22 protein-coding genes are annotated in these 25,836 nt (G+C 73.2%); 6 read left to right on the top strand and 16 right to left on the bottom strand.

The genetic code is table 11. From position 1 onward, the window contains the following. Positions 1-13 precede the first annotated feature (13 nt). From ACFWV2_RS04860 to ACFWV2_RS04915, 12 genes are all read right to left on the bottom strand, one after another. Entirely contained in the window at positions 14-412 is a 399-nt protein-coding gene (locus tag ACFWV2_RS04860) for a YccF domain-containing protein (protein ID WP_384401700.1), read from the bottom strand. Next, complete coding sequence (htpX, locus tag ACFWV2_RS04865) at positions 409-1,272, bottom strand: zinc metalloprotease HtpX (protein ID WP_360785236.1); 864 nt, start codon at positions 1,270-1,272, stop codon at positions 409-411. The genes ACFWV2_RS04860 and htpX overlap by 4 nt, the downstream gene beginning before the upstream one ends. Before the next feature lie 228 nt (positions 1,273-1,500). Further along, positions 1,501-3,045, bottom strand: coding sequence for an NADH-quinone oxidoreductase subunit N (locus ACFWV2_RS04870; RefSeq protein ID WP_384401704.1), 1,545 nt, complete (start codon positions 3,043-3,045; stop codon positions 1,501-1,503). After that, a complete protein-coding gene (locus ACFWV2_RS04875) occupies positions 3,042-4,643 on the bottom strand; it encodes a NuoM family protein (protein ID WP_384401707.1) in 1,602 nt (533 codons plus the stop codon). Before ACFWV2_RS04875 ends, ACFWV2_RS04870 begins: the two co-directional genes overlap by 4 nt. 3 nt (positions 4,644-4,646) lie before the next feature. Further along, on the bottom strand, positions 4,647-6,626 hold the full coding sequence (locus ACFWV2_RS04880) for an NADH-quinone oxidoreductase subunit L (RefSeq protein ID WP_384401709.1): 1,980 nt from the start codon (positions 6,624-6,626) through the stop codon (positions 4,647-4,649). Continuing rightward, positions 6,623-7,009, bottom strand: a complete 387-nt coding sequence (gene nuoK, locus ACFWV2_RS04885) for an NADH-quinone oxidoreductase subunit NuoK (RefSeq protein ID WP_384401712.1) — start codon at positions 7,007-7,009, stop codon at positions 6,623-6,625. Before nuoK ends, ACFWV2_RS04880 begins: the two co-directional genes overlap by 4 nt. Next, positions 7,009-7,566 carry an NADH-quinone oxidoreductase subunit J gene (locus ACFWV2_RS04890; RefSeq protein ID WP_384401715.1) on the bottom strand — a complete coding sequence of 186 codons (558 nt, stop codon included), beginning with the start codon at positions 7,564-7,566 and terminating at the stop codon, positions 7,009-7,011. Before ACFWV2_RS04890 ends, nuoK begins: the two co-directional genes overlap by 1 nt. Continuing rightward, a complete protein-coding gene (locus tag ACFWV2_RS04895; RefSeq protein WP_384401718.1) occupies positions 7,563-8,165 on the bottom strand; it encodes a NuoI/complex I 23 kDa subunit family protein in 603 nt (200 codons plus the stop codon). The genes ACFWV2_RS04890 and ACFWV2_RS04895 overlap by 4 nt, the downstream gene beginning before the upstream one ends. Further along, positions 8,166-9,134, bottom strand: coding sequence for a complex I subunit 1 family protein (locus ACFWV2_RS04900; protein WP_360785225.1), 969 nt, complete (start codon positions 9,132-9,134; stop codon positions 8,166-8,168). Next, positions 9,131-10,744, bottom strand: a complete 1,614-nt coding sequence (locus ACFWV2_RS04905; RefSeq protein WP_384401721.1) for an NADH-quinone oxidoreductase subunit C — start codon at positions 10,742-10,744, stop codon at positions 9,131-9,133. The genes ACFWV2_RS04900 and ACFWV2_RS04905 overlap by 4 nt, the downstream gene beginning before the upstream one ends. Continuing rightward, the gene (locus ACFWV2_RS04910) at positions 10,741-11,304 is read right to left on the bottom strand and encodes an NADH-quinone oxidoreductase subunit B family protein (RefSeq protein WP_360785222.1); all 564 of its coding nucleotides are present in this window, start codon (positions 11,302-11,304) and stop codon (positions 10,741-10,743) included. The genes ACFWV2_RS04905 and ACFWV2_RS04910 overlap by 4 nt, the downstream gene beginning before the upstream one ends. Further along, positions 11,295-11,723 carry an NADH-quinone oxidoreductase subunit A gene (locus tag ACFWV2_RS04915; protein ID WP_384401724.1) on the bottom strand — a complete coding sequence of 143 codons (429 nt, stop codon included), beginning with the start codon at positions 11,721-11,723 and terminating at the stop codon, positions 11,295-11,297. The genes ACFWV2_RS04910 and ACFWV2_RS04915 overlap by 10 nt, the downstream gene beginning before the upstream one ends. A gap of 146 nt (positions 11,724-11,869) precedes the next feature. On the opposite strand from ACFWV2_RS04915, the gene ACFWV2_RS04920 reads away from it, so the two are divergent. The 5 genes from ACFWV2_RS04920 to ACFWV2_RS04940 all read left to right on the top strand — a co-directional run bounded on the left by ACFWV2_RS04920 (position 11,870) and on the right by ACFWV2_RS04940 (position 18,888). After that, positions 11,870-13,051: a sensor histidine kinase gene (locus ACFWV2_RS04920; RefSeq protein WP_384401727.1), complete on the top strand. Its 1,182-nt coding sequence runs from the start codon at positions 11,870-11,872 to the stop codon at positions 13,049-13,051. Positions 13,052-13,336: 285 nt separating this feature from the next. Beyond that, the gene (locus tag ACFWV2_RS04925; RefSeq protein ID WP_384401730.1) at positions 13,337-14,623 is read left to right on the top strand and encodes a sensor histidine kinase; all 1,287 of its coding nucleotides are present in this window, start codon (positions 13,337-13,339) and stop codon (positions 14,621-14,623) included. 311 nt (positions 14,624-14,934) lie between these two features. Beyond that, positions 14,935-15,594, top strand: a complete 660-nt coding sequence (locus ACFWV2_RS04930) for a LuxR C-terminal-related transcriptional regulator (protein WP_384402466.1) — start codon at positions 14,935-14,937, stop codon at positions 15,592-15,594. 299 nt (positions 15,595-15,893) lie between these two features. Next, positions 15,894-17,834: a 2-oxoacid:acceptor oxidoreductase subunit alpha gene (locus ACFWV2_RS04935; protein ID WP_384401733.1), complete on the top strand. Its 1,941-nt coding sequence runs from the start codon at positions 15,894-15,896 to the stop codon at positions 17,832-17,834. Next, positions 17,827-18,888 carry a 2-oxoacid:ferredoxin oxidoreductase subunit beta gene (locus ACFWV2_RS04940; RefSeq protein WP_384401736.1) on the top strand — a complete coding sequence of 354 codons (1,062 nt, stop codon included), beginning with the start codon at positions 17,827-17,829 and terminating at the stop codon, positions 18,886-18,888. The genes ACFWV2_RS04935 and ACFWV2_RS04940 overlap by 8 nt, the downstream gene beginning before the upstream one ends. Before the next feature lie 52 nt (positions 18,889-18,940). Here ACFWV2_RS04940 and ACFWV2_RS04945 read toward each other — a convergent pair whose 3' ends face one another. From ACFWV2_RS04945 to ACFWV2_RS04960, 4 genes are all read right to left on the bottom strand, one after another. Beyond that, a complete protein-coding gene (locus ACFWV2_RS04945) occupies positions 18,941-21,142 on the bottom strand; it encodes a bifunctional serine/threonine-protein kinase/ABC transporter substrate-binding protein (protein WP_384401739.1) in 2,202 nt (733 codons plus the stop codon). Between the two features lie 7 nt (positions 21,143-21,149). Beyond that, positions 21,150-23,483, bottom strand: a complete 2,334-nt coding sequence (locus ACFWV2_RS04950; RefSeq protein WP_384401742.1) for a bifunctional serine/threonine-protein kinase/ABC transporter substrate-binding protein — start codon at positions 23,481-23,483, stop codon at positions 21,150-21,152. After that, positions 23,480-24,334 carry a hypothetical protein gene (locus tag ACFWV2_RS04955; protein ID WP_384401746.1) on the bottom strand — a complete coding sequence of 285 codons (855 nt, stop codon included), beginning with the start codon at positions 24,332-24,334 and terminating at the stop codon, positions 23,480-23,482. Before ACFWV2_RS04955 ends, ACFWV2_RS04950 begins: the two co-directional genes overlap by 4 nt. An 82-nt stretch (positions 24,335-24,416) precedes the next feature. After that, the gene (locus tag ACFWV2_RS04960; protein ID WP_384401749.1) at positions 24,417-24,821 is read right to left on the bottom strand and encodes a winged helix-turn-helix transcriptional regulator; all 405 of its coding nucleotides are present in this window, start codon (positions 24,819-24,821) and stop codon (positions 24,417-24,419) included. Positions 24,822-24,938: 117 nt separating this feature from the next. Here ACFWV2_RS04960 and ACFWV2_RS04965 point away from each other — a divergent pair, with 117 nt between their 5' ends. Further along, the gene (locus ACFWV2_RS04965; protein ID WP_384401752.1) at positions 24,939-25,820 is read left to right on the top strand and encodes an NmrA family NAD(P)-binding protein; all 882 of its coding nucleotides are present in this window, start codon (positions 24,939-24,941) and stop codon (positions 25,818-25,820) included. The last annotated feature ends 16 nt before the right edge of the window (positions 25,821-25,836 follow it).

Below are 25,836 nucleotides of genomic sequence, written 5' to 3' on the forward strand. Positions count from 1 at the left end.
CGAGGGGCGGACCCTAGCGGCCCGCGTACCCGTGTGCCTCGTCCGTGGGGACGATGTCCTTGCCGAGGGGCAGCAGGGACACCGGGATCAGCTTGAAGTTCGCGATGCCCAGCGGGATGCCGATGATCGTGATGCACAGGGCGATGCCGGTGGTGATGTGGCCGAGGGCGAGCCACCAGCCGGCGAGGATCAGCCACAGGACGTTGCCGATGAGGGAGGGGGCGCCCGCGTCGCGGCGGTCGACGACCGTGTGCCCGAAGGGCCACAGGGCGTAGATCCCGATGCGGAACGCGGCGAGCCCGAAGGGGATGCCGATGATCGTGATGCAGAGCAGGGCGCCCGCGAGCATGTAGCCCAGGAACATCCAGAATCCGCACAGGATCAGCCAAATGACGTTGAGGATCGTCTTCACGGGCGGTGACCTGCCATCTGTTCGAGCCGGGCGATGCGCTCGGCCATCGGCGGATGGGTGGAGAACATCCTGGACATGCCCTGACCGGGCCGGAACGGGTTCGCGATCATCATGTGGCTCGCGGTCTCGATCCGGGGCTCCGCGGGCAGCGGCAGTTGCTTGGTGCCTGCGTCCAGCTTCCGCAGGGCGCTGGCCAGGGCGAGCGGGTCGCCGGTGAGCTGGGCGCCCGAGGCGTCGGCCTCGTACTCGCGGGAGCGGGAGATGGCGAGCTGGATGACCGAGGCGGCGACGGGGCCGAGGATCATGATCAGGAGCATCCCGAGCAGTCCGGGGCCGTCGTCGTCGTTGGAGCGGCCGACGGGGATCAGCCAGGCGAAGTTGACCAGGAACAGGATCACGGAGGCCAGCGCTCCGGCGACCGAGGAGATGAGGATGTCCCGGTTGTAGACGTGGCTGAGCTCATGGCCGATGACCCCGCGCAGCTCCCGCTCGTCGAGGAGGGCGAGGATGCCCTCGGTGCAGCAGACGGCGGCGTTGCGCGGATTCCGGCCGGTCGCGAAGGCGTTCGGCGCCTGGGTCGGCGAGATGTAGAGCCGGGGCATGGGCTGGCGCGCCTGCGTGGAGAGCTCCCGCACCAGCCGGTAGAGCGCGGGCGCCTCGAACTCGCTGACCGGACGGGCGCGCATGGCCCGCAGTGCCAGCTTGTCGCTGTTCCAGTACGCGTACGCGTTGGTGCCGAGCGCCACGAGGACCGCGACGAGCAGCCCCGTACGTCCGAAGAAGCTGCCGATGACGATGATGAGGGCGGAGAGCCCTCCGAGGAGTACGGCGGTCCTCAGCCCGTTGTGCCGGCGGTGCACGGTACGCCCTCCAAGTCGTGCGGCAGGGGAACCCTTCGCTGCGTGGTCGTCCACTGGTCCAGTGGACCCTTCCGTACTGGTCAACGCCAGGCGGGAGGTTCGGGTTCCCCCGGCCGCACCGGGGGCGCTGTGCGCCGTTCGGGTCGGAGGGGTGTCGGAGGGGCTGCCGGAGGGCTCGGAGAGGGGGCTGAGAGAGGGGCTGTCAGCGGCGGGCGGCAGCGGCCGCTGTCAGAAGAGGCTGTTCGCGGCGAAGCGGAGGGCGAACTGCGGGTAGCCCGAAAGGACGGCTGCGGCGGCGGCGGTCAGCGCGATCGCCAGCGTGATCGGCACGGGGGTCCTGCGGGCGGCCCGCGCCGTCGGCTTCTCGGCGGTCCCTTCCGGCGCCCGGAACAGCACGGCCGTCCAGCGGAGGTAGTAGTACAGGGCGATCACGACGTTGATGCCCATGATCACGGCCAGCCAGCCGAGGCCCGCGTCGACGGCCGCCGAGAAGACGGTCACCTTGGCGAAGAGGCCGATGACGCCCGGGGGCAGGCCGGCCAGGTTCAGCAGGAAGAAGGCGAGCGCGAGGGCGGCGGCGGGACTCGTCGCGTACAGGCCGCGGTAGTCCGCGATCCGGTTCCCGGGGTGGCGGCGCGCGACGAGCGCGACCACCGCGAACGCGCCGAGGTTCACCACGGCGTACATCAGGGCGTACGCGACGGTGGCGCCGATCTGGTCGTCGCTGGAGTACGCGGCGGCGGCGATCGGCACCAGGAGGTAGCCCGCCTGGGCGACGGAGGACCAGGCGAGCAGCCGGACCGCGCTCCACGCGCGCGTGGAGACCTGGCGCAGGGCGGCGACGTTGCCCGCGGTCATGGTGAGCGCGGCGAGGACGGCGAGCGCCGGGCCCCACACGTCCGCGTACGACGGGAACGCGACGACCGTCACCAGGATGAGCCCGGTGAAGCCGACGGCCTTGCCGACCACCGAGAGGTACGCGGCGACGGGCAGCGGGGCGCCGACGTACGTGTCGGGCACCCAGAAGTGGAAGGGGACGGCGGCCGTCTTGAAGGCGAAGCCGACGAGGGTGAGGGCCACGCCCGCCTCGGCGAGCGTCTGGAGCTGGCCGGGGACGTCGTCGAGGCGCTGGGCGAGCTCCGTGAGGTGGAGGGTGCCGGTCGCCGCGTACACGAAGCTGGCCCCGAGGAGGGTGACGGCGGTCGCGGTCACGGAGGAGAGGAAGAACTTGAGCGCCGCCTCCCCCGACCGGCGGTCACCGCGCTTGAGGCCGACGAGCGCGAAGGCGGGCAGCGAGGCCACCTCCAGGGCGACGACGAGGGTCGCGAGGTCGCGGGAGGCGGGCAGCAGGGCGGCGCCCGCGGCCGAGGACAGCAGCAGGAACCAGAACTCGCCGGCCGGCAGTTTCTCCGGGGCCCCTGTCGGCGTGCCGCGCCCGAGCGGGCCGCTCGTCTCGGTGAGCGAGAGCAGCGCCGTCAGGAGCGCGCCGCCGAGGACGAGCAGCTGGATGACCAGGGTGAAGTGGTCGGCGGTGTAGCTGCACGCCCTGACCTGGGTGTCCGCGGTGAGGCAGAAGGTGGAGCGGTCGCCGGCCCGCAGGGGCACGAGGAGGGCGAGGGCGGCGACGAGGCCGCCGATCGCGGTCCAGCCGAGGAGCCGCTTGCGCTCCTCGGGGACGAACAGGTCGGCGACGAGGACGACGAGGGCGATCACGGCCGTCAGGGTGGGGGGCGCGATCGTGAGCCAGTCGACGGACTGGACGAGCGACGTCACTGGGTGCCTCCGGCGAGGAGCTTCTGGACGGCCGGGTCGGTGAGGCCGAGGAGGACGGCGGGCCAGAGTCCGGCGAGGACGGTGAGGGCGACGAGCGGGGTCCAGGCGGCGAACTCGTACCCCTGGATGTCGGCGATCGGCGTCTCCCCGGCGGGTCGGGGGCCGCCCATGCAGACACGGCGGACGACGAGGAGGAGGTACGCGGCGGTGAGGAGGGTGCCGAAGGCGCCGATCGCCATGAAGGTGAGGAAGGCGGGGCGGCTGAGGCCCTCGGCCGGCTCGAACGCGCCGAACAGGGCCAGCATCTCGCCCCAGAAGCCGGCCAGGCCCGGCAGGCCGAGGGAGGCGACGGCGGCGAAGGCGAGGAACGCGCCGAGGCGGGGAGCGCGACCGTAGAGGGCGGCGCCCGTGGCGCCCGCGAGGGTGTCGAGGTCGGCGGTGCCGTACCGGTCCTTGACCGCGCCGACCAGGAAGAAGAGAAGCCCGGTGACGAGGCCGTGGGCGACGTTGGCGAAGAGGGCGCCGTTGACCCCGGTGGGGGTCATGGTGGCGATGCCGAGGAGGACGAAGCCCATGTGGCCGACGGAGGAGTACGCGATGAGGCGCTTGAGGTCGCCCTTGTTGCCGGGCCTGGCGAGGGCGAGGCAGGCGAGCGATCCGTAGATGATCCCGGCGACGGCGAAGGCGCCGAGGTACGGGGCGAAGGTCCGCATGCCGTCGGGGGTGACCGGCAGCAGGATCCGGACGAAGCCGTAGGTGCCCATCTTGAGCAGGACACCGGCGAGGAGGACCGAGCCGACGGTCGGGGCGGCGGTGTGGGCGTCCGGGAGCCAGCTGTGCAGCGGCCACATCGGGGTCTTCACCGCGAGTCCGATCCCGATCGCGAGAACGGCGATGACCTGCACGGACGTGGTCAGTCCACGGCCGTTGTCAGCGGCGAGTGCCACCATGTCGAACGTGCCCGCCTTCACACCGATGAGGAGCAGGCCGAGCAGCATGACGACGGAGCCGAGCAGCGTGTAGAGGATGAACTTCCAGGCGGCGGCCTGCCTGCCCTCGCCGCCCCAGCGGGTGATGAGGAAGTACATCGGGATGAGGACCATCTCGAAGGCCAGGAAGAACAGGACGAGGTCGAGGACGGCGAAGGTGGCGAGGGTGCCGGACTCCAGGACGAGGAGGAGCGCGACGAAGCCCTTGGGGGACGTGCCCGGAGCCCGCGGCGTCAGCCGCTGATGTTGCTCCGTGAAGTAGCTGTACAGCGCGCAGAGGAAGCTCAGGAGCGCGGTGAGGACGAGGAGGGGGAGGGAAATGCCGTCGACACCGAGGTGGATGCGCACGTCGAGTGCCCTGATCCAGCTGATGTCCGTCGTGGCCTGCATCCTCGACGGCTGGTCGTGGTCGAAACCGAGGGTGAGGACGATCGCGGCGAGGAGGGTCACGCCGGTCACGGTCACACCGTGGCGGAGCACGGCCTGGTCCGGGGACTTCCCCTTCAGCCCGGGCGGGGCCGGGAGGAGCGCGGCGGCCGCGCCGAGAAGCGGCCCGGCCACGATGAACGCGAGAAGGAACTGCATCACGGATTCGCTGATATCGATCACGGCTCACGCTCCGGCGACGGCGTTGGCGAGGGCGACTGCGGCGATCACCAGGACGACGGAGCCGGCGAGCAGGGCGCTCAGGTAGGTCTGGACGTTGCCGGTCTGGGCGCGGCGGACGAGCCAGCCGAGCCCCTTGGCGGAATCGGCCGCGGCCCGGACGTAGGTGTCGACGACCTCGCGGTCCAGGAAGCGGACCAGGGAGGCGGCGGCGAGGACGGGCCGGACGAACGCCGTCCGGTAGACGGCGTCCAGGTGGAAGCCGTCACCGGCGGGGCCGTGAAGCGGCCCGAGGAGTACGCGGCCGGGGTCGGCCGGGTCCTCCGCCGGGTGCGGCAGGCGCAGCGCCTCCGCCTCCACCAGGCCCGCGTCGGCGTCAGGGTGGGCGACGTGGGGCGCGGGGGCGGCGACCGGGGTCCTGGCGGCGAGGGCGCGCCAGACGGCATAGGTGACGGCCGCTCCGGCGGCGGCGAGGCCCGTGCCCACGACGGCGGTGGTGACGGTCGGGGTGAGGGCGTGGCCGTCGAACCAGTCGTCGAGGTACGTGACGGTCAGACCGAAGCCGAGGGAGGGGATCGCGAGGACCCACAGGACGGTGGTCATGGCGAGCGGCTGGCGGCCGTGCTCCGGGGCTTCGGCGCCCCGGCCGCGGAAGGTCCGCAGCCAGAGGCGGAGCGCGTAGGCGGCGGTGAGCAGCGCGGTCAGCAGGCCCGCGACGATGACGGTCCAGCCGGCCCCCGCGGGGGCGACGGTCCGGTCCCCCAGCGCGGTGTGCTCGGCGGCCACGAGGACGGCCTCCTTGGAGAAGAAGCCGGCGAAGGGCGGGATCGCGGCGAGCGCGAGGAGGGCGACGGTCATCGTCCAGTACGCGTCGGGGATGCGCTTGGCGAGGCCGCTCATGCGGGACATGGCGGTCAGCGAGTTCGTCCCGGCGGCGTGGATGACGGCGCCGGCGGCGAGGAAGAGCAGCGCCTTGAACGCGGCGTGCGAGACGAGGTGGAAGACGGCGGCCCCCCGGTCGCCGACGGCGAGGGCACCGGCCATGTAGCCGAGCTGGCCGATCGTCGAGTAGGCGAGGACCCGTTTGATGTCGTCCTGGGCGAGCGCGGCGAGCGCCGAGCCGACCATCGTGACCGCGGCCATCACGGCGAGCACGGTCATCGCGGCGCCGGAGGCGGCGAAGACGGGCAGCAGCCGGGCCGTGAAGTAGATACCGGCGGCGACCATCGTCGCCGCGTGGATGAGCGCGGAGACGGGGGTGGGGCCGGCCATGGCGTCGGGGAGCCAGGTGTGCAGGGGGAACTGCGCCGACTTGCCCGCCACACCGGCGAGCAGCAGCAGCGCGATGAGGGTGGGGTGGTCGAGGCCGCCGCCGGCGACGGCGCCGAGGACGCCCGTGATCCGGAAGGTGCCCGCGTCGGCGGCGAGCGCGAAGAGACCGATGAGGAAGGGGACGTCGCCGAGCTTGGTGACGAGGAAGGCCTTCAGGGAGGCGGCCCGCGCCTCGGGGGTCTCCCAGTAGTGGCCGACGAGGAAGTACGAGCAGATGCCCATGATCTCCCAGCCGACCAGGAGCACCATCAGGTCGCCGGAGTAGACGACGAGCAGCATCGCGGAGGTGAAGAGGGAGACGAGCGCGGCGTACGAGGGGTAGCGGGGGTCCTCGCGGAGGTAGCCGGTCGAGTAGATCTGCACACAGGTCGCGACGACGCCGACGAGGACGGCGACGAGGGCCGCGAAGCCGTCGATGTGGAGGGCCAGGTCGATGGGGACCGAGCCGGTGGGGGTGAGCTGGGTGGCGGCGTCGATCGCCTTGCCTCCGCCCTGCCGGGCGGCGACCCACACGGCCAGGACGGCGGCGGCGAGCGTCGGCAGCACGGCGAGCGGGCGGACGAGGCCCGGCGCGGTGCGGCCGAGCAGGAGTCCGGCGACGGAGCCGAGGAACGGCAGGAGGGGGACGAGGACGGCGAGGGTCGTGGTGGTCACGCGGTGGCCTCGGCCTTCTCGCCTGTAGGCGTGTCGCCGGCGGACGTGTCCTGTGCGGGCATGTCGTCTGCGGACGGGTCTTCTGCGGTGTCACGGAGGCGGTCGACGTCCGCGGTGCCCTTGTTGCGGTGGACCATCAGGACGATCGCGAGACCGATGCCGATCTCCGCCGCGGCGATCGCGATGATGAAGAGGGTGAGGGCCTGGCCGGCGTGGAGGGTGTCGCGGAGCCAGACGTCGAACGCGACCAGGTTGAGGTTGACGGCGTTGAGCATCAGCTCGACGGACATCAGGACCAGGATCGCGTTGCGGCGGGCGAGGACGCCGTACACGCCGATGGCGAAGAGGAGGGCGGCGAGGACGGCCGGGTAGGCGAGATGCATCAGCGCTCCCCCTCCTTCTTCTTCCGGGAGAGCACGATGGCGCCGACGAGGGCCGCCAGGAGGAGGACGGACAGCGCCTCGAACGGCAGCACCCAGTGCCGGAACAGGATCGCGCCGGTCACCTCGGTGGAGCCCTGCACGGCTCCGTCCAGGTCGATCCAGGTCGTACGGAACGCGTCGACGACGACCCAGACGAGCGCGGCCGCGGCGGCCAGGGCGACCGCGAGGGCGACGGGCCGGTTGCGGGAGTCGGCGTCCGGGGAGCGGCCGATGGGGGCCTTGGTGAGCATGAGGCCGAAGAGGAGGAGGACGACGACGGAGCCCACGTAGATCAGGACCTGGACCCAGGCGATGAACTCGGCGGTCAGGAGCAGGTACTCCACGGCGAGTCCACCGAGCGCCACGACCAGCCAGAGCGCGGCGTGGACGAGCTGGCGGGTGGTGACCGTGACGAGGGCCGCGCCGAGGGTGACGAGGCCGACGAGGACGAAGGCGATCTCGACGCCGGTCGGGGAGAGGAAGCCGTGGGTCTGCTGTGCTGCGGCGGCGAGGGTCACTGCTGCTCCTCCGGGGCCTCGGCCTGGGCGGCTGCGGTGGCGGCGGCCCGGGCCTCCGCCTCGGCCTGGGCGGCTGCGGCGGCCGCGGCCTTCTCGGCGGCCTTGCGGGCCGCCGCGATCTCCTTCGGTTCCTCGGCCGCCGGGTCGAGCGCGGGCGGTTCCGGGACCGTCCACATCCACTCGCGGAGCTTGTCGCGCTCGTGGGTGAGCTCGTGGATGTCGGTCTCCGCGTACTCGAACTCGGGCGACCAGAACAGCGCGTCGAACGGGCAGACCTCGATGCAGATACCGCAGTACATGCAGAGCGAGAAGTCGATGGCGAAGCGGTCGAGGACGTTCCGGCTGCGCTCGCGGCCGCCGGGGGCGGCAGCCGGCACCGTCTCCTTGTGGGAGTCGATGTAGATGCACCAGTCGGGGCACTCGCGGGCGCAGAGCATGCAGACCGTGCAGTTCTCCTCGAACAGCCCGATGACCCCGCGGGTGCGGGGCGGCAGCTCGGGCTGGACGTCCGGGTACTGCGCGGTGACGGTCCTCCTCGTCATCGTGCGGAGGGTGACGGCGAGGCCCTTGGCGAGGCCGGAGCCGGGGATCGGAGCCATCTAGTTGATCGCCACCTTCACGATGCCGGTCAGCGCGATCTGCGCGAGGGCGAGCGGGACGAGCGTCGTCCAGGCCAGCTTCTGGAGCTGGTCCTCCCGCAGGCGCGGGTAGCTCACCCGCAGCCAGATCACGACGAACGCGAGGACGGCGGTCTTGAGGAGGGTCCAGACCCAGCCGAGACCGTCCGCGCCGAGAGGGCCGTGCCATCCGCCGAGGAACAGGACGGTGGTGAGACCGCAGAGCACGACGATGCCGGCGTACTCGGCGAGCAGGAAGAGGGCGAAGCGGAGACCGGTGTACTCGGTGTACGCGCCGAAGATGATCTCCGAGTCGGCGACCGGCATGTCGAACGGGGGCCGTTGGAGCTCCGCGAGGCCCGCCACGAAGAAGACGAGGGCGCCGACGATCTGCCAGGGCACCCACCACCACGCGAAGGCGTCGAGGATGCCGGGGAGGGAGACGGTGCCGGCGGCCATGGCGACGGAGGCGGCGGCGAGGAGCATCGGGAGTTCGTACGCGAGGAGCTGCGCGGCGGTACGGAGGCCGCCGAGCAGCGAGAACTTGTTCGCGGACGCCCAGCCGGCCATGAGGCTGCCGAGGACGCCGACGCCCATCACGGCCAGCACGAAGAAGATGCCCGCGTCGACGACCTGGCCGACGGCCCCTTCGCTCGGGCCGATCGGGATCGCGACGAGGACGAGGAGGTACGGGAGGAGGGCGACGGCCGGCGCGAGCTGGAAGACCCGGCGGTCGGCGTCCTTCGGAACCACGTCCTCCTTCTGCGCGAACTTCACGCCGTCGGCGACGAGCTGGGCCCAGCCGTGGAAACCACCGGCGTACATGGGGCCGAGGCGGCCCTGCATGTGTGCCATGACCTTGTGCTCGGTCTGGCCGACGACGAGGGGCAGCACGAGGAAGACGGCGAAGACGACGAGCAGCCGGAGGGCGACGTCGAGTACGTCGTTCACGCGGGATCGCCTCCGGCGGGGGTGGTGGGTTCGGTGCCGTTGCCCTGCGGGGCGGGGCCGTGCGGGGCGGGGCCCCGGGGGGCGGGCGGGTCGTCGGGCTCTGCGGGCTCGGATGCCGGTTCCTCGGCCTGCGGTCCGGGGCCGGGCTCGTCCGGGGTGTCCGGGGTGTCCGGGGTCGGCCGGGTATCCGGTTCGGCCGGGGCCTCCGGGGGCTCCGGGGTCGGCCCGGCCGTCGGCCCGGCCGGGGTCTCCGGCGTCGGCGCGGCCGTCGGCTCTGGCGTCGGCTTAGCCGTCGGCTCCGGCTCAGGCGTCCTCGGCTCCTCGTCGAAGGCCGGGCGGGCGTGGTGCCAGGGGGCGTCCGAGCTGCGGGTACGCGAACGGGCCGGACCGGCGGACGGCTCCGCAGCCGCGTCGGCAGCGGCGGGCGACTGGCTCGCCGAGCCGTCGGACGCCGAGCGCGAGCGGCGGGGCCGGGACGCGGGGGCCCCGGCGCCCGGCGTGGCCGGTTCCGGGGTCGGCCGGGACGCGGGGGCCCCGGCGCCCGGCGTGGCCGGTTCCGGGGTCGGCCGGGACGCGGGGGCCTCGGCGCGAGTCGTGCCCGGTTGCGGCGTCGGCCGGGTTGCCGGGGCCCCGGCGCCCGGCGTGCCCGGTTCCGACGCCGCGTCGGCAGCAGCGGGCGGCCGGGACGCCGAGGCTCCGGCGCCCGGCGTGCCCGGTTCCGGCGTCGGCCGGTTCGTCAGGGTGCCGGCGCCCGGCGTGCCCGGTTCCGGCGTCGGCCGGTTCGTCAGGGTGCCGGCGCCCGGCGTACCCGGTTCCGGGGGCGCCTCCGGGGTGGGCGGTCGGCTCGTCGAGCCCTCCGGTGCCGAGCGGGTGCGGCGGGGCGTCGGGGGGGCGGTGGGGGCGTCCGGTGCGGGGGTCTGGCTCGCCGAGCCCTCTCCCACCGAGCGGGTGCGGCGGACCGGGCGGTCGCCTGTCGCCGCTCGGGCCGGGCGGTCTCCCGTCGCTCGGGCCGGGCGGGTCGGGGCCGGGGGGAGCTGACCCTTCAGGGGGCCCCACTCGTTGGGGTCCGGGACGCCCGGGGGGAGCATCTGGCGGCGCTTCGGGCCGCCGCCGTCGTGCGACTCGCCCGGTTCCTTCGCACCCGGCCACGCCTTGGCGACCCGGGCCGCCAGGACGAAGTCCTTGCGGAGCGGGTGGCCCTCGAAGTTCTCCGGGAGGAGGAGGGGGACGAGGTGCGGGTGGCCCGTGAAGTCCACGCCGAACATCTCGTGGGTCTCGCGCTCGTGCCACCCCGCGCCCGCGTACACCCCGATCGCCGTGGGGAGGGCGGGGGCGGAGTGCGGCACCGTCGTACGGAGGAGGAGGCGGCGCGGCCTGCCCTCCGCGAGCGCCACGACGTGCGCGCAGACCCGGAAGCCCGTGCCCGGCTCGTCGACCGCGCTCAGCCAGTCGAAGTACGTGCAGCCCAGTGCGTCGCGGGCGGTGGTGAGCGCCGCGATCCAGGACGCCGGCGGGACGTCGACGGTCAGCAGGTCGTAGGCCCGCTCGGCCGTCGCCTCCTCGCCGAAGACGTCCGTGACGGAGTCGGGGAGCGTGTCGTAGGCGGTCATGCCGTGCCCTCCGGCCGCGGGACCAGGGGGCTGGTCAGCTGGGAGACCGAGGCGGCCGTCGCGTAGCGGTCCGCCAGGCTCTCCCGCGCGATCTTCTCCTGGAGCTTGAGGATGCCCTGGAGGAGCGCCTCGGGGCGGGGCGGGCAGCCGGGAACGTAGACGTCGACCGGGATGATCTGGTCGACGCCCTTGGTCACCGCGTACGAGTCCCAGTAGGGGCCGCCGCAGTTCGAGCAGGCGCCGAAGGAGATGACGTACTTCGGTTCCGGCATCTGCTCGTACAGGCGCTTCACCGCCGGCGCCATCTTGTCCGTCACCGTGCCCGAGACGATCATCAGGTCGGCCTGGCGGGGGCCCGGCGCGAAGGGGATGACGCCGAGGCGGATGAAGTCGTGCCGGGCCATCGACGCGGCGATGAACTCGATCGCGCAGCAGGCGAGCCCGAAGTTGAAGACCCACAGGCTGTAGCGGCGGCCCCAGTTCAGGACCACCTTCATCGGCTCGGGGGCCAGACGGGCGAGCGGCCCCAGCGTGGGAGCGGGCAGGGGTGTCACATCCATGCCAGGACGCCCTTCTTGTACGCGTAGAGCAGCCCCACGGCCAGGAAGCCGAGGAAGACGAACATCTCGACCAGGGTCGTGGCGCCGTATCCGGGCGCCGCGAAGACCGTGGCCCAGGGGAAGAGGAAGATCGAGTCGACGGCGAAGACGACGTAGAGGAAGGCGTACACGTAGTAGCGGACCTGGGTGTGCGCCCAGCCCTCCCCCACGGGGTCGACACCGCACTCGTAGGTGAGGAGTTTCTCGGGCGTCGGCACGACGGGCCGCAGCAGCCGGCCCGCGCCGAACGCCACGGCGACGAAGAGCACGCCGACGGCGGCGAGCAGGCCGACGACGGAGTACGTCTGGAAGTAGTCCGCCGCGTCGGCCGCGACAACGGTCGGTTCCCGCACGTCCGCCCCTCGGTCTCGGTGTCTCATGAGTCACTTCTGTACGGACGCGAGTCTAGGCCCTGCTAAAGGGACCGTAAGCAGTCGCGTGGGCGCTGCCGGTGGGGATATCCCCCCTGCCGCTCACCCACCTCCCCCATGGCGTCGCACGGTGCCCGACCGGCAGTCTGGGGAGCATGACCGCTGATCTTGACTCCGCCGGGGCCTCCGGCTCCACCGTCGCCCCGCATCCGCCCCGGCGTACCGCCTACGGCAAGGAGACCTGGAAGGAGATCGCCTTCCTCCTCTCCAACCTGTTCACGGCCGTGGTCGGCTTCGTCTACGCGGTGGTGAGCGTGGTCCTCGGCGTGGGGCTCTCGGTCACCGTGATCGGTCTTCCGCTGCTCGCCCTCGGCCTCGGCGGCGCCCGCCTGATCGGCCGGTCGGAGCGGGCGCGGGCGCGCGGGCTGCTCGGGGTCGAGGTCGCGGAGCCGTCCCCGCTGCCCTCGCGGGGCGGTTTCTTCGGCTGGCTGTGGTCCAGGCTGAAGGACCCGGTGGCGTGGCGGACGCAGTTGTACGGGCTGATCCGGCTGCCCTGGGGGATCGTGACCTTCACGGTCGGCCTCGTCTCGCTGGTCCTGCTCTGGCCCGTGCTGCCCTTCATCTCCCGGCACCTGGCCGGCGCCGACCGGGGCATGGTCCGGGGCCTCCTGTCGCCCTCCGACGAGCTGGAGCGGCGGATCGCCGAGCTGGAGTCGGACCGGGGCGTGGTCGTGGACACCGCCGCGGCGGACCTGCGGCGCATCGAGCGGGACCTGCACGACGGGGCGCAGGCCCGGCTCGTCGCCCTGGCGATGGGGCTCGGCCTGGCGAAGGAGAAGCTCCTCGACGACCCGGACGCGGCCGCGGTCATGGTCGACGAGGCGCACGGCGAGGTGAAGCTCGCGCTCCAGGAGCTGCGGGACCTCGCGCGGGGCATCCACCCGGCGGTCCTCACCGACCGGGGGCTGAGTGCCGCGCTCTCCTCCGTCTCGGCGCGCTGCACGGTGCCGGTGAAGGTGACGGTGGACCTGACGGAGCGGCCGGCGGAGGCCATCGAGGGCATCGCGTACTTCACGGTGTCGGAGCTGCTCCAGAACGTGTCCAAGCACGCGCGTGCCCGGTCCGCGTCCGTGGAGGTGTGGCGGGCGAAGGACCGGCTGCTGCTCCAGGTACGGGACGACGGGGCGGGCGGGGCGCGCTTCGACGGCGGTACGGGGCTCGCGGGGCTCGCGGAACGGCTCGGCTCGGTGGACGGGCTCCTCGTCCTGGACTCGCCGGAAGGCGGCCCGACGACGGTCACGGCGGAACTGCCGTGGCGGTCGCGACAGGAGCGGTGACGGCCGGAGCGGTGCCGGCCGGGTGGGTGACGGCCGGGACGGTGACCGCCGAGGCGGTGGCTGCCCGGCGGTGGCGCGAACGGCGGTGGCTGGCCGGCAGTGGCGCGGTCGGCGGTGGCGCGGACGGCCTGATCCGGCCGTCCTCGCGGGCGGCCCTCACGCCCCCCGTAGGCCGCCGGTAGGGAAAACCCCCGGCCATAGACGCCCACCCGCCTCATGGTCCGGCCGGCCCCGGGACGGAATTCTGGAACACGTACGCACCTCACTCACCGAAGGACCCCCGCCATGGCCTCCGCCCGACTTCCCGCCGCGATCCGCGCGCCGTTCGAGGCCCGCACCTGGCGCGCCCTCCTCCATGTGCTCATCGGGCTGCCGCTGAGCGTCTGCTGGTTCGCGCTCTCCGTCGCCTTCGTCTCGGCCGGGGCCGGGCTGCTCATCACCTTCCTCGGCGTGCCGATCCTGGCCGGGGCGCTTGCCATGTGCCGGGGCTTCGGCGCGGTGGAACGGGCGCGGGCGCGCGCGCTGCTCGACTTCGACGTGCGGGCCCCGGAGCCGGTGCGGGGCAAGACCGGTGGGGCGTTCTCGTGGATGGGGGCCATGTTGAAGAGCGGGGCGTCGTGGCGGCACCTGCTGTACGCGGTGGTGCACATGCCGTGGGCGGTGTTCTCGTTCTCCGTGACGGTGGCGTTCTGGTCGTGGGGCTGGGGCCTCTTCACGTATCCGCTGTGGCGGTGGGTGTTCCCCGCTTACCTGGGGCAGGACGGGATCCAGCTGTACGGGGACGGTTCCCGCGACCTGTACCTCGACTCCCCCTTCGAGGTCGCCGTGACCAGTCTGGTCGGGCTGCTGTTCGTGCTGATGGGGCCGTGGCTGCTGCGCGGTTTCGTCGCCGTCGACCGGCTCCTGGTCTCCGGGCTCCTCGGTCCCTCGCGGCTCGCCACCCGGGTGACGGAGCTGGAGTCGGACCGGGGCATGGTCGTCGACACCGCCGCGGCCGACCTGCGGCGCATCGAGCGGGACCTGCACGACGGGGCGCAGGCGCGGCTGGCCGCGCTCGCCATGGACCTGGGTCTCGCGAAGGAGAAGCTGGCGGAGGACCCGCAGGCGGCGGCGGTGCTCGTCGGCGAGGCGCACGGCGAGGTGAAGCTCGCGCTCCAGGAGCTGCGGGACCTGGCCCGGGGCATCCACCCGGCCGTCCTCACCGACCGGGGGCTCGACGCGGCGCTGTCGGCGGTGGCCTCCCGGTGCGCGGTGCCGGTGTCGGTGGACGTGGACCTGCCGGCCAGGCCGGTCCCGGCGATCGAGGGCATCGCGTACTTCACGGTCTCGGAGCTGCTGCGGAACGTGACGGCGCACGCGAGGGCGCGGCGGGCGTGGGTGGACGTGTGGCGGACGGGCGACCGGCTGATGCTCCAGGTGCGGGACGACGGGGTGGGCGGGGCGGAGCCGGTGGCGGGGCGGAGTCTGGCGGGGCTCGCGGAGCGGGTAGGGGCGGTGGACGGGGTGCTCGCGGTGGACTCGCCGTCGGGGGGGCCGACGACGGTGACGGCGGAGCTGCCCTGGCGCTCCTGACGGCACCGGTGGGGAGCGGAGGGGGACGTCCCTGTCGGGGCGCCCCCCTCCCCGCCTTCCGCGTGTCCCGGGCGGGCGTCCCCCTGTGCGTGTCCCGGTCTGGGCGTCCCTCCAGGCCGTCCCGCCGGGGCGACCCACTCCGTGCGTCGCGGTCGGGCGCCCCTTCCGGGCTGCCCCGGGCGGAGCATCGCTCACCGGGCGTCCCGTCGGGGCATTGCTCACCGGTGGGGGCCGCGCAGTGCCATGCTGGTGGCCGCATCCGGCGATACGAAACATGGGGGCTGTGCGGCGTGGGTGGGCAAGACGGTGCGGTGCGGGTGGTCATCGCGGAGGACTCGGTGCTGCTCAGGGAGGGCCTGACCCGGCTCCTGACGGATCTGGGGCATGACGTCGTCGCCGGGGTCGGGGACGGGGAGGCGCTCGTCAAGACGGTGGCGGAGCTGGCGGACGAGGGCGCGTTGCCGGACGTCGTCGTGGCGGACGTGCGGATGCCGCCGACGCACACGGACGAGGGCGTGCGCGCGGCGGTGCGGCTGCGCAAGGAGTATCCGGGGCTGGGGGTCCTGGTCCTCTCGCAGTACGTGGAGGAGCAGTACGCCACCGAACTCCTCGCCGGTTCGAGCCGGGGTGTGGGGTACCTGCTGAAGGACCGGGTCGCGGAGGTCCGCGAGTTCGTGGACGCGGTCGTGCGGGTCGCCGGGGGCGGTACGGCCCTGGATCCGGAGGTCGTGCAGCAGCTGCTGGGCCGGAGCCGTCAGCAGGACGTGCTGGCGAACCTGACGCCGCGCGAGCGGGAGGTCCTCGGTCTGATGGCGGAGGGCCGGACGAACTCGGCGATCGCGAAGGCGCTGGTGGTGAGCGACGGCGCGGTGGAGAAGCACATCAGCAACATTTTCCTGAAGCTGGGTCTTTCCCCGAGTGACGGCGATCATCGACGGGTACTCGCAGTGTTGACGTATCTGCGGTCCTGATGGTCTGACACTCTGCCAGGTACCACTGTCCGGTACCGCCGCCGGGTACCGCTCGAAGCCCCGGACCCACGGGATGGGACGGAATCCGACATTCCGGAACCTTCGGGTGGCGACAGAACGTGACGATCCAGGGCAAGAGGGCGTCTCAAAAAGAAGTCCATGATGCGAGAAGTCCCGGGAGGGCCCGCCCTGCCGTCGTAGGGTGGGCCACGGGGACGGACGGTGATCGGCCGACCGCGCCCCGAGCTCTCTCCCGCCTCCGGCGGAGAGTCCCCTTGCCGCGAGGGAGGTCCAGTTCAGTGACCAGTCAGGTCGACAGCGAGGCCGGTGAGGCCCTGCTCGGGGAGCAGCGCAGCGCCCCGGCGAAGCCCCATGAGGGCGCCGGGAAGGAAGTGCGCCGTCTCGACCGCGTGATCATCCGTTTCGCGGGTGACTCCGGTGACGGTATGCAACTGACGGGTGACCGTTTCACCTCGGAGACGGCGTCCTTCGGGAACGACCTCTCCACGCTGCCGAACTTCCCGGCCGAGATCCGGGCGCCCGCCGGCACCCTGCCGGGTGTCTCGTCCTTCCAGCTCCACTTCGCCGACCACGACATCCTGACCCCGGGCGACGCCCCGAACGTGCTGGTCGCGATGAACCCGGCCGCCCTCAAGGCCAACCTCGGGGACGTGCCACGCGGCGGCGAGATCATCGTCAACACCGACGAGTTCGCGCCCCGGGCGATGAAGAAGATCGGCTGGGACGTCTCCCCCCTCGAAGACGGCTCCCTCGACGGCTACCGGGTCCACCCGGTGCCGCTGACCACCCTGACGGTGGAGGCGCTCAAGGAGTTCGGTCTCTCCCGGAAGGAGGCCGAGCGCTCCAAGAACATGTTCGCGCTCGGGCTGCTGTCCTGGATGTACCACCGGCCGACCGAGGGGACCGAGGCCTTCCTGCGGAGCAAGTTCGCGAAGAAGCCGCAGATCGCCGAGGCCAACGTGGCCGCCTTCCGGGCCGGCTGGAACTTCGGCGAGACCACCGAGGACTTCGCCGTCTCCTACGAGATCGCCCCCGCGACCACGGCCTTCCCCACCGGCACCTACCGGAACATCTCGGGGAACCTGGCCCTGTCGTACGGGCTGATCGCGGCGGGCCGCCAGGCCGACCTGCCGCTCTACCTGGGCTCGTACCCGATCACCCCCGCCTCGGACATCCTGCACGAGCTGAGCCGGCACAAGAACTTCGGTGTGCGCACCTTCCAGGCCGAGGACGAGATCGCGGGCATCGGCGCCGCGCTCGGCGCGGCCTTCGGCGGGGCGCTGGCGGTGACCACCACCTCCGGGCCCGGTGTGGCGCTCAAGTCCGAGACGATCGGGCTCGCGGTCTCCCTGGAGCTGCCGCTGCTGATCGTCGACATCCAGCGCGGCGGCCCGTCGACGGGTCTGCCGACCAAGACCGAGCAGGCCGACCTCCTCCAGGCCATGTACGGCCGCAACGGCGAGGCGCCGGTGCCGGTCGTCGCGCCGAGAACGCCCGCCGACTGTTTCGACGCGGCGATCGAGGCGGCCCGGATCGCGCTCACGTACCGCACTCCGGTCTTCCTGCTCTCCGACGGCTACCTCGCCAACGGCTCCGAGCCCTGGCGCGTCCCGCAGGTCGAGGAGCTGCCCGACCTGCGGACGCTGTTCGCCACCGGACCGAACCACACGCTCGACGACGGCACCGAGGTCTTCTGGCCGTACAAGCGCGACCCGGAGACCCTCGCCCGCCCGTGGGCCGTGCCCGGCACGCCCGGTCTCGAGCACCGCATCGGCGGTATCGAGAAGCAGGACGGCACCGGCAACATCTCGTACGACCCCGCCAACCACGAGTTCATGGTCCGCACCCGGCAGGCCAAGATCGACGGCATCGACGTCCCCGACATCGAGGTCGACGACCCGGACGGCGAAGCGGACACCCTGGTCCTCGGCTGGGGCTCCACCTACGGGCCGATCACGGCGGCCGTCCGCCGCATCCGCAGGGCGGGCGGGCACATCGCCCAGGCCCATCTGCGGCACCTCAACCCCTTCCCGAAGAACCTCGGCGAGGTCCTGGGGCGGTACGGGAAGGTCATCGTCCCCGAGATGAACCTCGGGCAGCTCTCCACCCTCGTCCGGGCGAAGTACCTCGTCGACGCCCGCAGCCACACCCAGGTCAACGGCATGCCGTTCAAGGCAGAGCAGCTCGCCGCCGTCCTCAAGGAGGCCATCGATGCCTGAGCCCACGGAGACGCTGCTGAGCCTGGTGCCCAAGGCCGAGGGCCGGCAGTCCATGAAGGACTTCAAGTCCGACCAGGAGGTCCGCTGGTGTCCGGGCTGCGGTGACTACGCGGTCCTCGCCGCCGTCCAGGGCTTCATGCCCGACCTGGGCCTGGCGAAGGAGAACATCGTCTTCGTCTCCGGCATCGGCTGCTCCTCCCGCTTCCCGTACTACATGAACACCTACGGGATGCACTCCATCCACGGCCGCGCCCCGGCCATCGCCACCGGTCTCGCCACCTCCCGCCGTGACCTGTCGGTATGGGTCGTCACGGGTGACGGCGACGCGCTCTCCATCGGCGGCAACCACCTCATCCACGCCCTGCGCCGGAACGTCAACCTGAAGATCCTGCTCTTCAACAACCGGATCTACGGGCTGACCAAGGGGCAGTACTCGCCCACCTCCGAGGTCGGCAAGATCACCAAGTCGACGCCGATGGGCTCGCTCGACGCGCCCTTCAACCCGGTGTCGCTGGCGCTCGGGGCGGAGGCCTCGTTCGTGGCCCGTACGGTCGACTCCGACCGCAAGCACCTCACCGAGGTGCTGCGGCAGGCCGCCGACCACGACGGCACGGCGCTCGTCGAGATCTACCAGAACTGCAACATCTTCAACGACGGCGCCTTCGAGGTCCTCAAGGACAAGGACCAGGCCAAGGAGGCGGTCATCCGCCTCACGCACGGGCAGCCGATCCGCTTCGGCGCCGAGGACGAGAAGGGCGTCGTCCGCGACCCGGTGACCGGCGACCTCCAGGTCGTCACGGTCACCCCGGAGAACACCTCGCGGATCCTCGTCCACGACGCCCACGCGGCCACCCCCACCACCGCCTTCGCGCTCTCCCGGCTCGCCGACCCGGACACCCTCCACCAGACCCCCATCGGGGTGTTCCGTTCGGTGGAGCGGCCGGTGTACGACACGCTGATGGCGGACCAGCTGGAGACGGCGGTCGAGCGGTACGGCAAGGGCGACCTCGGCCGGCTCCTCGCGGGGAACGACACCTGGACGGTCGTCGGCTGACAGCCGGACGGAGGGGCCCGGTCCGCACACCTCGGCGGACCGGGCCCCTTCGTCATGTCCCGGCGGCCGCCGCCTTGTCGAACTCGCCCAGGAACCGGGGCACTCCGCCCTTCACCTGCCAGAGGAAGAGCCCGATGATCGCCGCGACGCTGCTGTCCCGGCTGGCGGCCGAGTACTGGCGGACGAGCCCCTGGTACGGGGTCTGGCGCAGGCTGTTCGCCACCCCGGCCGCCAGCGACTCCGCGTTGTTCGCGACCGCCGTGCCGAGCGCCTGGACCGTCCAGCCGACCGCGTCGAACACCTCCGTGGCGTACGGCTCCACCGGCGTCGTCCGGGTGAGCCCCCACCGCTTCCGGTACGCGGCGGTGAAGTCCTTCGCCGCGGGGACGCCGTCGGGGTCGGCGAACGCCGTGCCGAAGTACCAGCCCTCGGCCGCCGGCCCCGCGAGCCGGAGGAAGTCCGGGTGGAGCGCGGCCTCGGTGCCGCCCCGGGGCCCCTCGTACCCCTGGTCGCGCAGCGCTTCGGCACAGAGCGCGGCCCGGCGCGGTGAGGTCCCCACGTACATGACGCCCTGCGGATCGGTGGCGAGCGCGGCCCGAACGGCCGGGCCGAAGTCCTCGCTGTCGGCCTCGACGGGATGGGAGGTCGCCACCCCGCCGAGGCTCTGCGCGGGCGGGGTGGCCTTGATGCTCCTGACCGCGAACCAGGTGTCCCGGCCGCCGTCGCGGTCCTCCACGAGCGCGGTCCTGACGGCCTCGTGCTCGGAGAGGTAGCGCATGAAGGGCACGATCAGGGAGTCGGGCGAGGCACGCGGCTCGAAGTAGGTGCGTCTCATGGTCTGCCCCGGCACCGTGGTGCCGGTCGGCACCGAGGCGAGGACGCTGATCAACGGGACCGCGCGGTCGACGAGTTCGGCCACGGCGGCGATGACGCTCTTCTCCGTCGTCGGGCCGAGGACACCGATCAGGTTCTCGTCCTTCAGCAGGGTGCGGGTGGCGGCCGTGGCACGGGCCGCGTCCCCGCCGTCGTCCGCGACGCGCAGGACGAGGTCGAAGGAACGGTCCCGGCGGGCGTTGTGCGCCTCCACCGCCACCCTGGCCCCGCGTTCCTGAGCCCGGCCGTACACCTTCAGGGGACCGCTCAGGTCGGTCAGCAGCCCGAGCGTGTACGCGGGGAGCGGCGCCCCCGTCCCGCCACCGGTCCCGCCGAGCGTGCCCACGCCCGTGCCTCCGGGCGTCCGGCTCATGAGCCAGGCGGTCAGGCCGCCCGCGCCGGCCAGGGCGGCCGCCGAGCCGGCCACCAGCAACCCGCGCCGCGAGAGGTTCCTCGGCGGCTCGGGACGTACGAGCATCGTCGGTTCGGGGACCGGCAGGTCGAGGACCCGTGCGGAACGCTGGGCGATGAGCGCGGGCAGGCCCGACGGCAGCCAGTCGCCCGCCGGGGCGTCGGCCTCTCCCAGCGCGGCCCGCACCCGCGCCGCCGTGGGCCGGGCCGCGGGATCCTTCGCCAGACAGGCCCTGACCAGGGGCAGGATCGTGTCCGGCACCTCGGCGAGGTCGGGTTCCTCGTGGACGGTCCGGTAGACGACGGCGGCCACCCCGCCCGTACCGAAGGGGCGTTCCCCCGTCAGCGCGTACGCGAGGACGCAGCCGAGCGAGAACACGTCGCTGGCGGGGCCGACCTCGCCCGCCCCCGCGGCCCGCGCCTGCTCGGGGGCGAGGAAGCCGGGGGTGCCGATCATGGCGTCGGTGGCGGTCAGCGCGGTCGCCCCGGCGGAGCGGGCGATGCCGAAGTCGATCAGCCGGGGACCGTCGAGGGCGAGCAGGACGTTGCCGGGCTTGACGTCCCGGTGGACGAGTCCGGCCTCGTGCATGCCGGCGAGCGCGGACGCGAGCCGGGCGCCCAGGGCCCGGACGGTCGGCTCGGGCAGGGCTCCGTGCAGGGCGACGGCCTCGGCGAGGGAGGGCCCCGGCACGTACTCGGTCGCCAGCCACGGCTCCCGGGCCTCCGGGTCGGCGCCCAGGACACGGACGACCCAGCGTCCGGTGATCCGCTCGGCGGCGCGGGCCTCGCGGCGGAACCGCTCCCGGAATCCCGGGTCGGCCGCGTGCTCGACGCGGATGAGCTTCAGCGCGGCGAGGGCCCCGCCGCCGGACCGGGCGAGGTACACCACGCCCATGCCGCCGGCGCCGAGGCGGCCGAGGAGCCGGTAGCCCGCGATCGAGGAGGGGTCGCCCCTGCGCAGTGGCTGCACGTCCGGCCTACTGCTTCGTCTTGTCGGCGGGCTTGTTCGCGGGCAGGACGGGCGCGGGGCCGATCAGCCGGTAGGCGCCGTTCTGCACGGCGTGCACGAAGGTGCCGCCGTTGGTGAGGTCTCCGTTCTCGTCGAAGGTGTACCCGCCCATGACTCCGGTGTACTTCTGCTTCCGCAGCGCCGCCCAGAGCCCCTTGCGGGCGGGTGCGCGGCCCGCTTTCGCGTTCCGCGCGAGCTGCTCCATGGCCATGGTGACGACGTCGTACGACTCCCCCGTGTAGTACGCGGGGGCCGCCCCGAACCGCTCGCGGTACGCGGCGACGAAGCCGGCGGCCTCCTTGCGGGCGACGGAGTCGAGGACGGGGGCGCCGAAGAACCAGCCCTCCGCGTCGGCGCCCGCGTCCTTCAGGAACGCGGGTCCGAAGGCGTGCTGACCGGCGAACCGGGGCCCGGTGAAGCGGAGTTCGTTGAGGGCGCGGGCGGCGAGGACGGCGGTCTCGCGGACTCCGCAGTGGACGTAGGCGTCCATGCCGGCGTCGATCATCTCGCCGAGGACCGTGCGGTAGTCCCGCGCGGCCGCCGGGACGACCCGGTAGTGGGGTGTGAGCCCGGCCTGCCCGAAGGCGAACTGGGCGCCCCGGACGAGCAGCCAGCCGTACTGGTCGTCGGTGCGGTCCTGGAGGACCCCGGGTCTGCGGACGGCCGACAGGAGCGTGACGGCGTAGGCGAGGTGCATCCCGGCGTAGGGGTGGTGCGGGATCGCCCGCAGGACGGTCGTGTTCGGGGCGCTTCCCTTGTCCCGGACGGTGAGGAGGTTGAACCCGGCGGAGACCGTGATCAGGGGGAGGCCGGACTCCTCGAAGGCGGGGAGGGCGGCCTGTCCGACGCCGTCGGATGTGGGGCCGAGGACGGCGAGGACACCGGGGTCGGTCGTGAGCCTGCGGGCCGATGCGAGGGCCGTCGCGCGGTCGCCGCGGTCGTCGGAGACCTTCAGTTCGAGCGTGTACGGCTTGTCCTTGCGGGCGTTGAACCGCTCGACGGCGAGGCGCGCGCCCCGCTCCTGGGCGAGGCCGATCTCCTTGTCGGGTCCCGAGAGGTCGGCGAGGACGCCGATCTTCCAGGTGGTGCGGGGCGGAGCGGGCTTCTTGCCGTCGGTGCCGGTGTCGTCGTCCCCGAACCCCGCCCACGCGGCGACGGACCCGCCGCCGACGGCGAGGGCGGCGGCGCCGGAGGCCAGCAGCAGGAAGCCCCGGCGGCTGCGCTTCGGCTCCTCCGCCGTTCCCCCGCCCGCCCGGGTGGCGTCGATCTCGGGGAGGGCGAGCATCCGGGCGGAGCGCTCGGCGATGGTACGGACGACGGGGTCGGGCAGCCAGTCGGCGGCGGTGGCGGGGGTGTCCTCGGTGAGCCGGACGCCGATCTCCGCGGCGGTGGGCCGGGCGGCCGGGTCCTTGGCGAGACAGCCGCGGACGAGGTCCAGGAGCCCCGCCGGCACGCCCGCCAGGTCGGGTTCGTCGTGGACGGTCCGGTACATCAGGGCGTCCACGGCCCCGGTGCCGAAGGGCGGCCGGCCGGTCGCCGCGTACGCGAGGAGGCAGCCCAGTGAGAAGACGTCGGCGGGCGGGCCGATGGCGTCGGTGCGGGCCTCGGCCTGCTCGGGGGCGAGGAAGCCGGGGGTGCCGACGACCATGTCGGTGGCCGTGAGGGCGGTCTCGCCGGTGACGCGGGCGATGCCGAAGTCGATGAGGCGGGGGCCGTCGACGGCGAGGAGGACGTTCCCCGGCTTGACGTCCCGGTGCACGAGTCCGGCCGCGTGGACGGCGGCGAGGGCGCGGGCGACGGCCCAGCCGATGAGGCGGACGCTCCGCTCGGGCAGCGGGCCGTGGGCGGCGACGGCCTCGCCGAGGGAGGGACCGGGGACGAAGGCGGTGGCCATCCACGGTTCGGGGGCGTCCGGGTCGGCGCCGGTGACGGGGACGGCCCAGGGGCTGGACACCCGGCGGGCGGCCTCCACCTCACGGCGGAACCGGGCCCGGAAGTCGGGCTGGTCGGCCTGGTCGGCGTGGGTGACCTTGACGGCGGCGAGCTCGCCGTTCTCCGTACGGCCCAGGTAGACGACACCCATCCCACCGGCCCCGAGCCGTCCGAGCAGCCGGTAGCCGGCGAGGGAGGACGGGTCGGAGGGCAGCAGCGCCTGGAGGTCACCGGGCTGGGCCGGGGGCCGGGGACCGGGCCGGGGCGCGGGGCCGGACGCGGGCGCGGGGGGCGCCGGCTCGGACGGGAGGCGGGGGTCGGGCCGGGAGCCGGGGTCGTGGTCCGGGCGGGGCGGCGTCGGCTCGCTCATGACTGGGCCTCCAGCTGGTCCTTGGCGCGTTCGATCATCGTGACGAGGGCCTGCACCTGGCCGGTGACCGTACTGACCGTGGTACTGGTCTGCTCCTCGCTGTAGCCCGGTGCGCCCTTGACGACGGCGGCGACGGTGACCTGGCCGATCCGGGACTGGTACCAGCCGTAGAACTGGTCCCCCTTCACGGCGTCGTTGTGGTAGACCCCGCGCTCACCGAGCGAGTCCGTGGCCGTGAAGTTGCCGCCGACACCGAAGGGGTTGCCGATGGAGACGAGGCTGGAGACGCGTTCCCCGTCGCGGAGCTTCTGGTCGGGGCAGCGGAGCGCCTCCTCCAGGGTTCCGGCCATCTCCCAGTCCGCGTCCGCCTCGGTGCGGTGCACGGTGACGGTGGCGGCGACCCGGAGGTTGCCGCGGGCGCCGCCGGCGGGGATCTCGCTGTAGGCGGTGACGCTGTAGAGGACGGTGGAGGGTCTGGTGCCCGTGCCCCAGGAGCAGTCGGCGCCGAGGACGGGCCAGTAGGCGGGGTCGCTGAGGTGCGGGGTGCGCTTGACGTAGTCCGGGCCCCAGGCGTCGGGCCCCGCGACGACCGCGAGGGCGATGCGCTCGGCGTCGGCCTCGGTCTTCGGCGCGCGCTTCGGGTCGGGGACGAAGTCGAGGGCGGTCGGCGCGGCGGTCGGGGTGGGGGCCGTCGTGGGCGGGGCGCCGGCCGAGGCGCTCGTACTCCCCTTGCCTCCCTTGCCGTCGGGGCTCTTCCCGTCGTCGTCCCCGCCCGCGCATCCGGTCGTGATCAGCCCGCCCACCAGTACGGCGCAGCAGGCGCGCAGCAGTCTCCGGTCCCCGTATGCCACAGTTCCCCCACGGTCCCTCACGGCCCCCGAACAGTGAGCAGATCGTACGGCTCGGCGCCGACAACTCGCCCCGGTTACCGCATCATTGGGACCGATCCGTGGCACGCTCGCGACGTTCGCCGTCGTACCGTGCGCGGGCCTCCTCCACCGCCCCGACCTGGCGCTCCGTCCAGCGGGCCAGCTCCCAGACCTGGCGGGCGGCCTCCACGCCCAGGCCGGTGAGGGTGTAGTCGACGCGGGGCGGGATGACGGGCTTGGCGTCGCGGTGGACGAAGCCGTCGCGCTCCAGGGTCCGGAGGGTCTGGGCGAGCATCTTCTCGCTGACGCCGCCGATGTGGCGGCGGAGCTCGCTGAAGCGGTACGGGCGCTCCAGGAGGGCCGCGAGGATCAGGACGCCCCAGCGGCTGGTGACGTGCTCCAGGACGAGCCGTGAGGGGCACATCGGTTCGTTGACGTCGGCTTTCGCGGGCTGCGCACTTACCTCCATGCCAGTACCTTACTTCAAAGTGAGTACTTTCGAAAGGTTAGCGCCTGTCGTACGGTGAGTGCCGGTGAGCCCCTCAGCCACCGCACCGCCCCGACGCACCCCACGGAAGGAAGCACCATGAGCATCGTCGTCACCGGAGCCACCGGAGCACTCGGCCGTCTCGTCATCGACGCCCTCCTCACCGGCACCCCCGCCGGCCCCGTACCCGCCGAGTCCGTCGTCGCCGTCGTGCGGGACAAGGAGAAGGCCGCCGACCTCGCGGAGCGCGGTGTCGAGCTGCGGATCGCCGACTACAGCCGTCCCGAGACCCTGGCGGGCGCCTTCGAGGCCGGCGACCGGGTGCTCCTGATCTCGGGCAGCGAGGTCGGGCAGCGCGTCGCCCAGCACGCCGCCGTGATCGACGCGGCCAAGGCGGCGGGCGTGGCCCAGCTCGCGTACACCGGGGTCCTCGGCGGCGACGAGGCGGACTTCGACCTGGCCGCCGAGCACAAGGAGACCGAGCGGCTGATCCTCGCCTCCGGCCTGCCGTACACCCTCCTGCGCAACGGCTGGTACTCCGAGAACTACACCGCCAACCTCGCCCCCGTCCTGGCCCACGGCGCCGTCGTCTCCAACGCGGGCGAGGGCAGGGTCGCCTCCGCCGCCCGCGCCGACTACGCCGCCGCCGCGGCCGCCGTGCTGACCGGCCCGGCGGAGGAGCACCTGGGCAGGACGTACGAGCTGAGCGGCGACACGGACTGGTCGTTCGCCGAGTACGCGGCCGAGGTCGCCGCGCGGTCCGGCCGGGAGATCGCGTACGACAGCGTCCCCGCCGAGACCCACCTCGCGATCCTCACCGGCGCCGGGGTCCCGCGGCCCTTCGCCGAGATCCTGGTCGACGTCGACCGGGCCGTCGAGCGCGGCGCGCTCGCCCGGCGGACCGGCGACCTTGCCCGGCTGATCGGCCGCCCGACCACCCCGATCGGCGCCTCGATCGGGGAAGCCCTGGCCTCCGCCTGAGCCGTCATGACCGTAT

Origin of the sequence: Streptomyces sp. NPDC058671 (assembly GCF_042716475.1) — a bacterium.
Taxonomy (GTDB): Bacteria; Actinomycetota; Actinomycetes; order Streptomycetales; family Streptomycetaceae; genus Streptomyces.

Coding starts and splice junctions, on each gene's coding strand:
- ACFWV2_RS04895 (WP_384401718.1), bottom strand. CDS start 8,165: ATGGCTCCGATCCCCGGCTCCGGCCTCGCCAAGGGCCTCGCCGTCACC.
- ACFWV2_RS04910 (WP_360785222.1), bottom strand. CDS start 11,304: ATGGATGTGACACCCCTGCCCGCTCCCACGCTGGGGCCGCTCGCCCGT.
- nuoK (WP_384401712.1), bottom strand. CDS start 7,009: ATGCATCTCGCCTACCCGGCCGTCCTCGCCGCCCTCCTCTTCGCCATC.
- ACFWV2_RS04965 (WP_384401752.1), top strand. CDS start 24,939: ATGAGCATCGTCGTCACCGGAGCCACCGGAGCACTCGGCCGTCTCGTC.
- ACFWV2_RS04915 (WP_384401724.1), bottom strand. CDS start 11,723: ATGAGACACCGAGACCGAGGGGCGGACGTGCGGGAACCGACCGTTGTC.
- ACFWV2_RS04960 (WP_384401749.1), bottom strand. CDS start 24,821: ATGGAGGTAAGTGCGCAGCCCGCGAAAGCCGACGTCAACGAACCGATG.
- ACFWV2_RS04920 (WP_384401727.1), top strand. CDS start 11,870: ATGACCGCTGATCTTGACTCCGCCGGGGCCTCCGGCTCCACCGTCGCC.
- ACFWV2_RS04925 (WP_384401730.1), top strand. CDS start 13,337: ATGGCCTCCGCCCGACTTCCCGCCGCGATCCGCGCGCCGTTCGAGGCC.
- ACFWV2_RS04905 (WP_384401721.1), bottom strand. CDS start 10,744: ATGACCGCCTACGACACGCTCCCCGACTCCGTCACGGACGTCTTCGGC.
- ACFWV2_RS04950 (WP_384401742.1), bottom strand. CDS start 23,483: ATGAGCGAGCCGACGCCGCCCCGCCCGGACCACGACCCCGGCTCCCGG.
- ACFWV2_RS04940 (WP_384401736.1), top strand. CDS start 17,827: ATGCCTGAGCCCACGGAGACGCTGCTGAGCCTGGTGCCCAAGGCCGAG.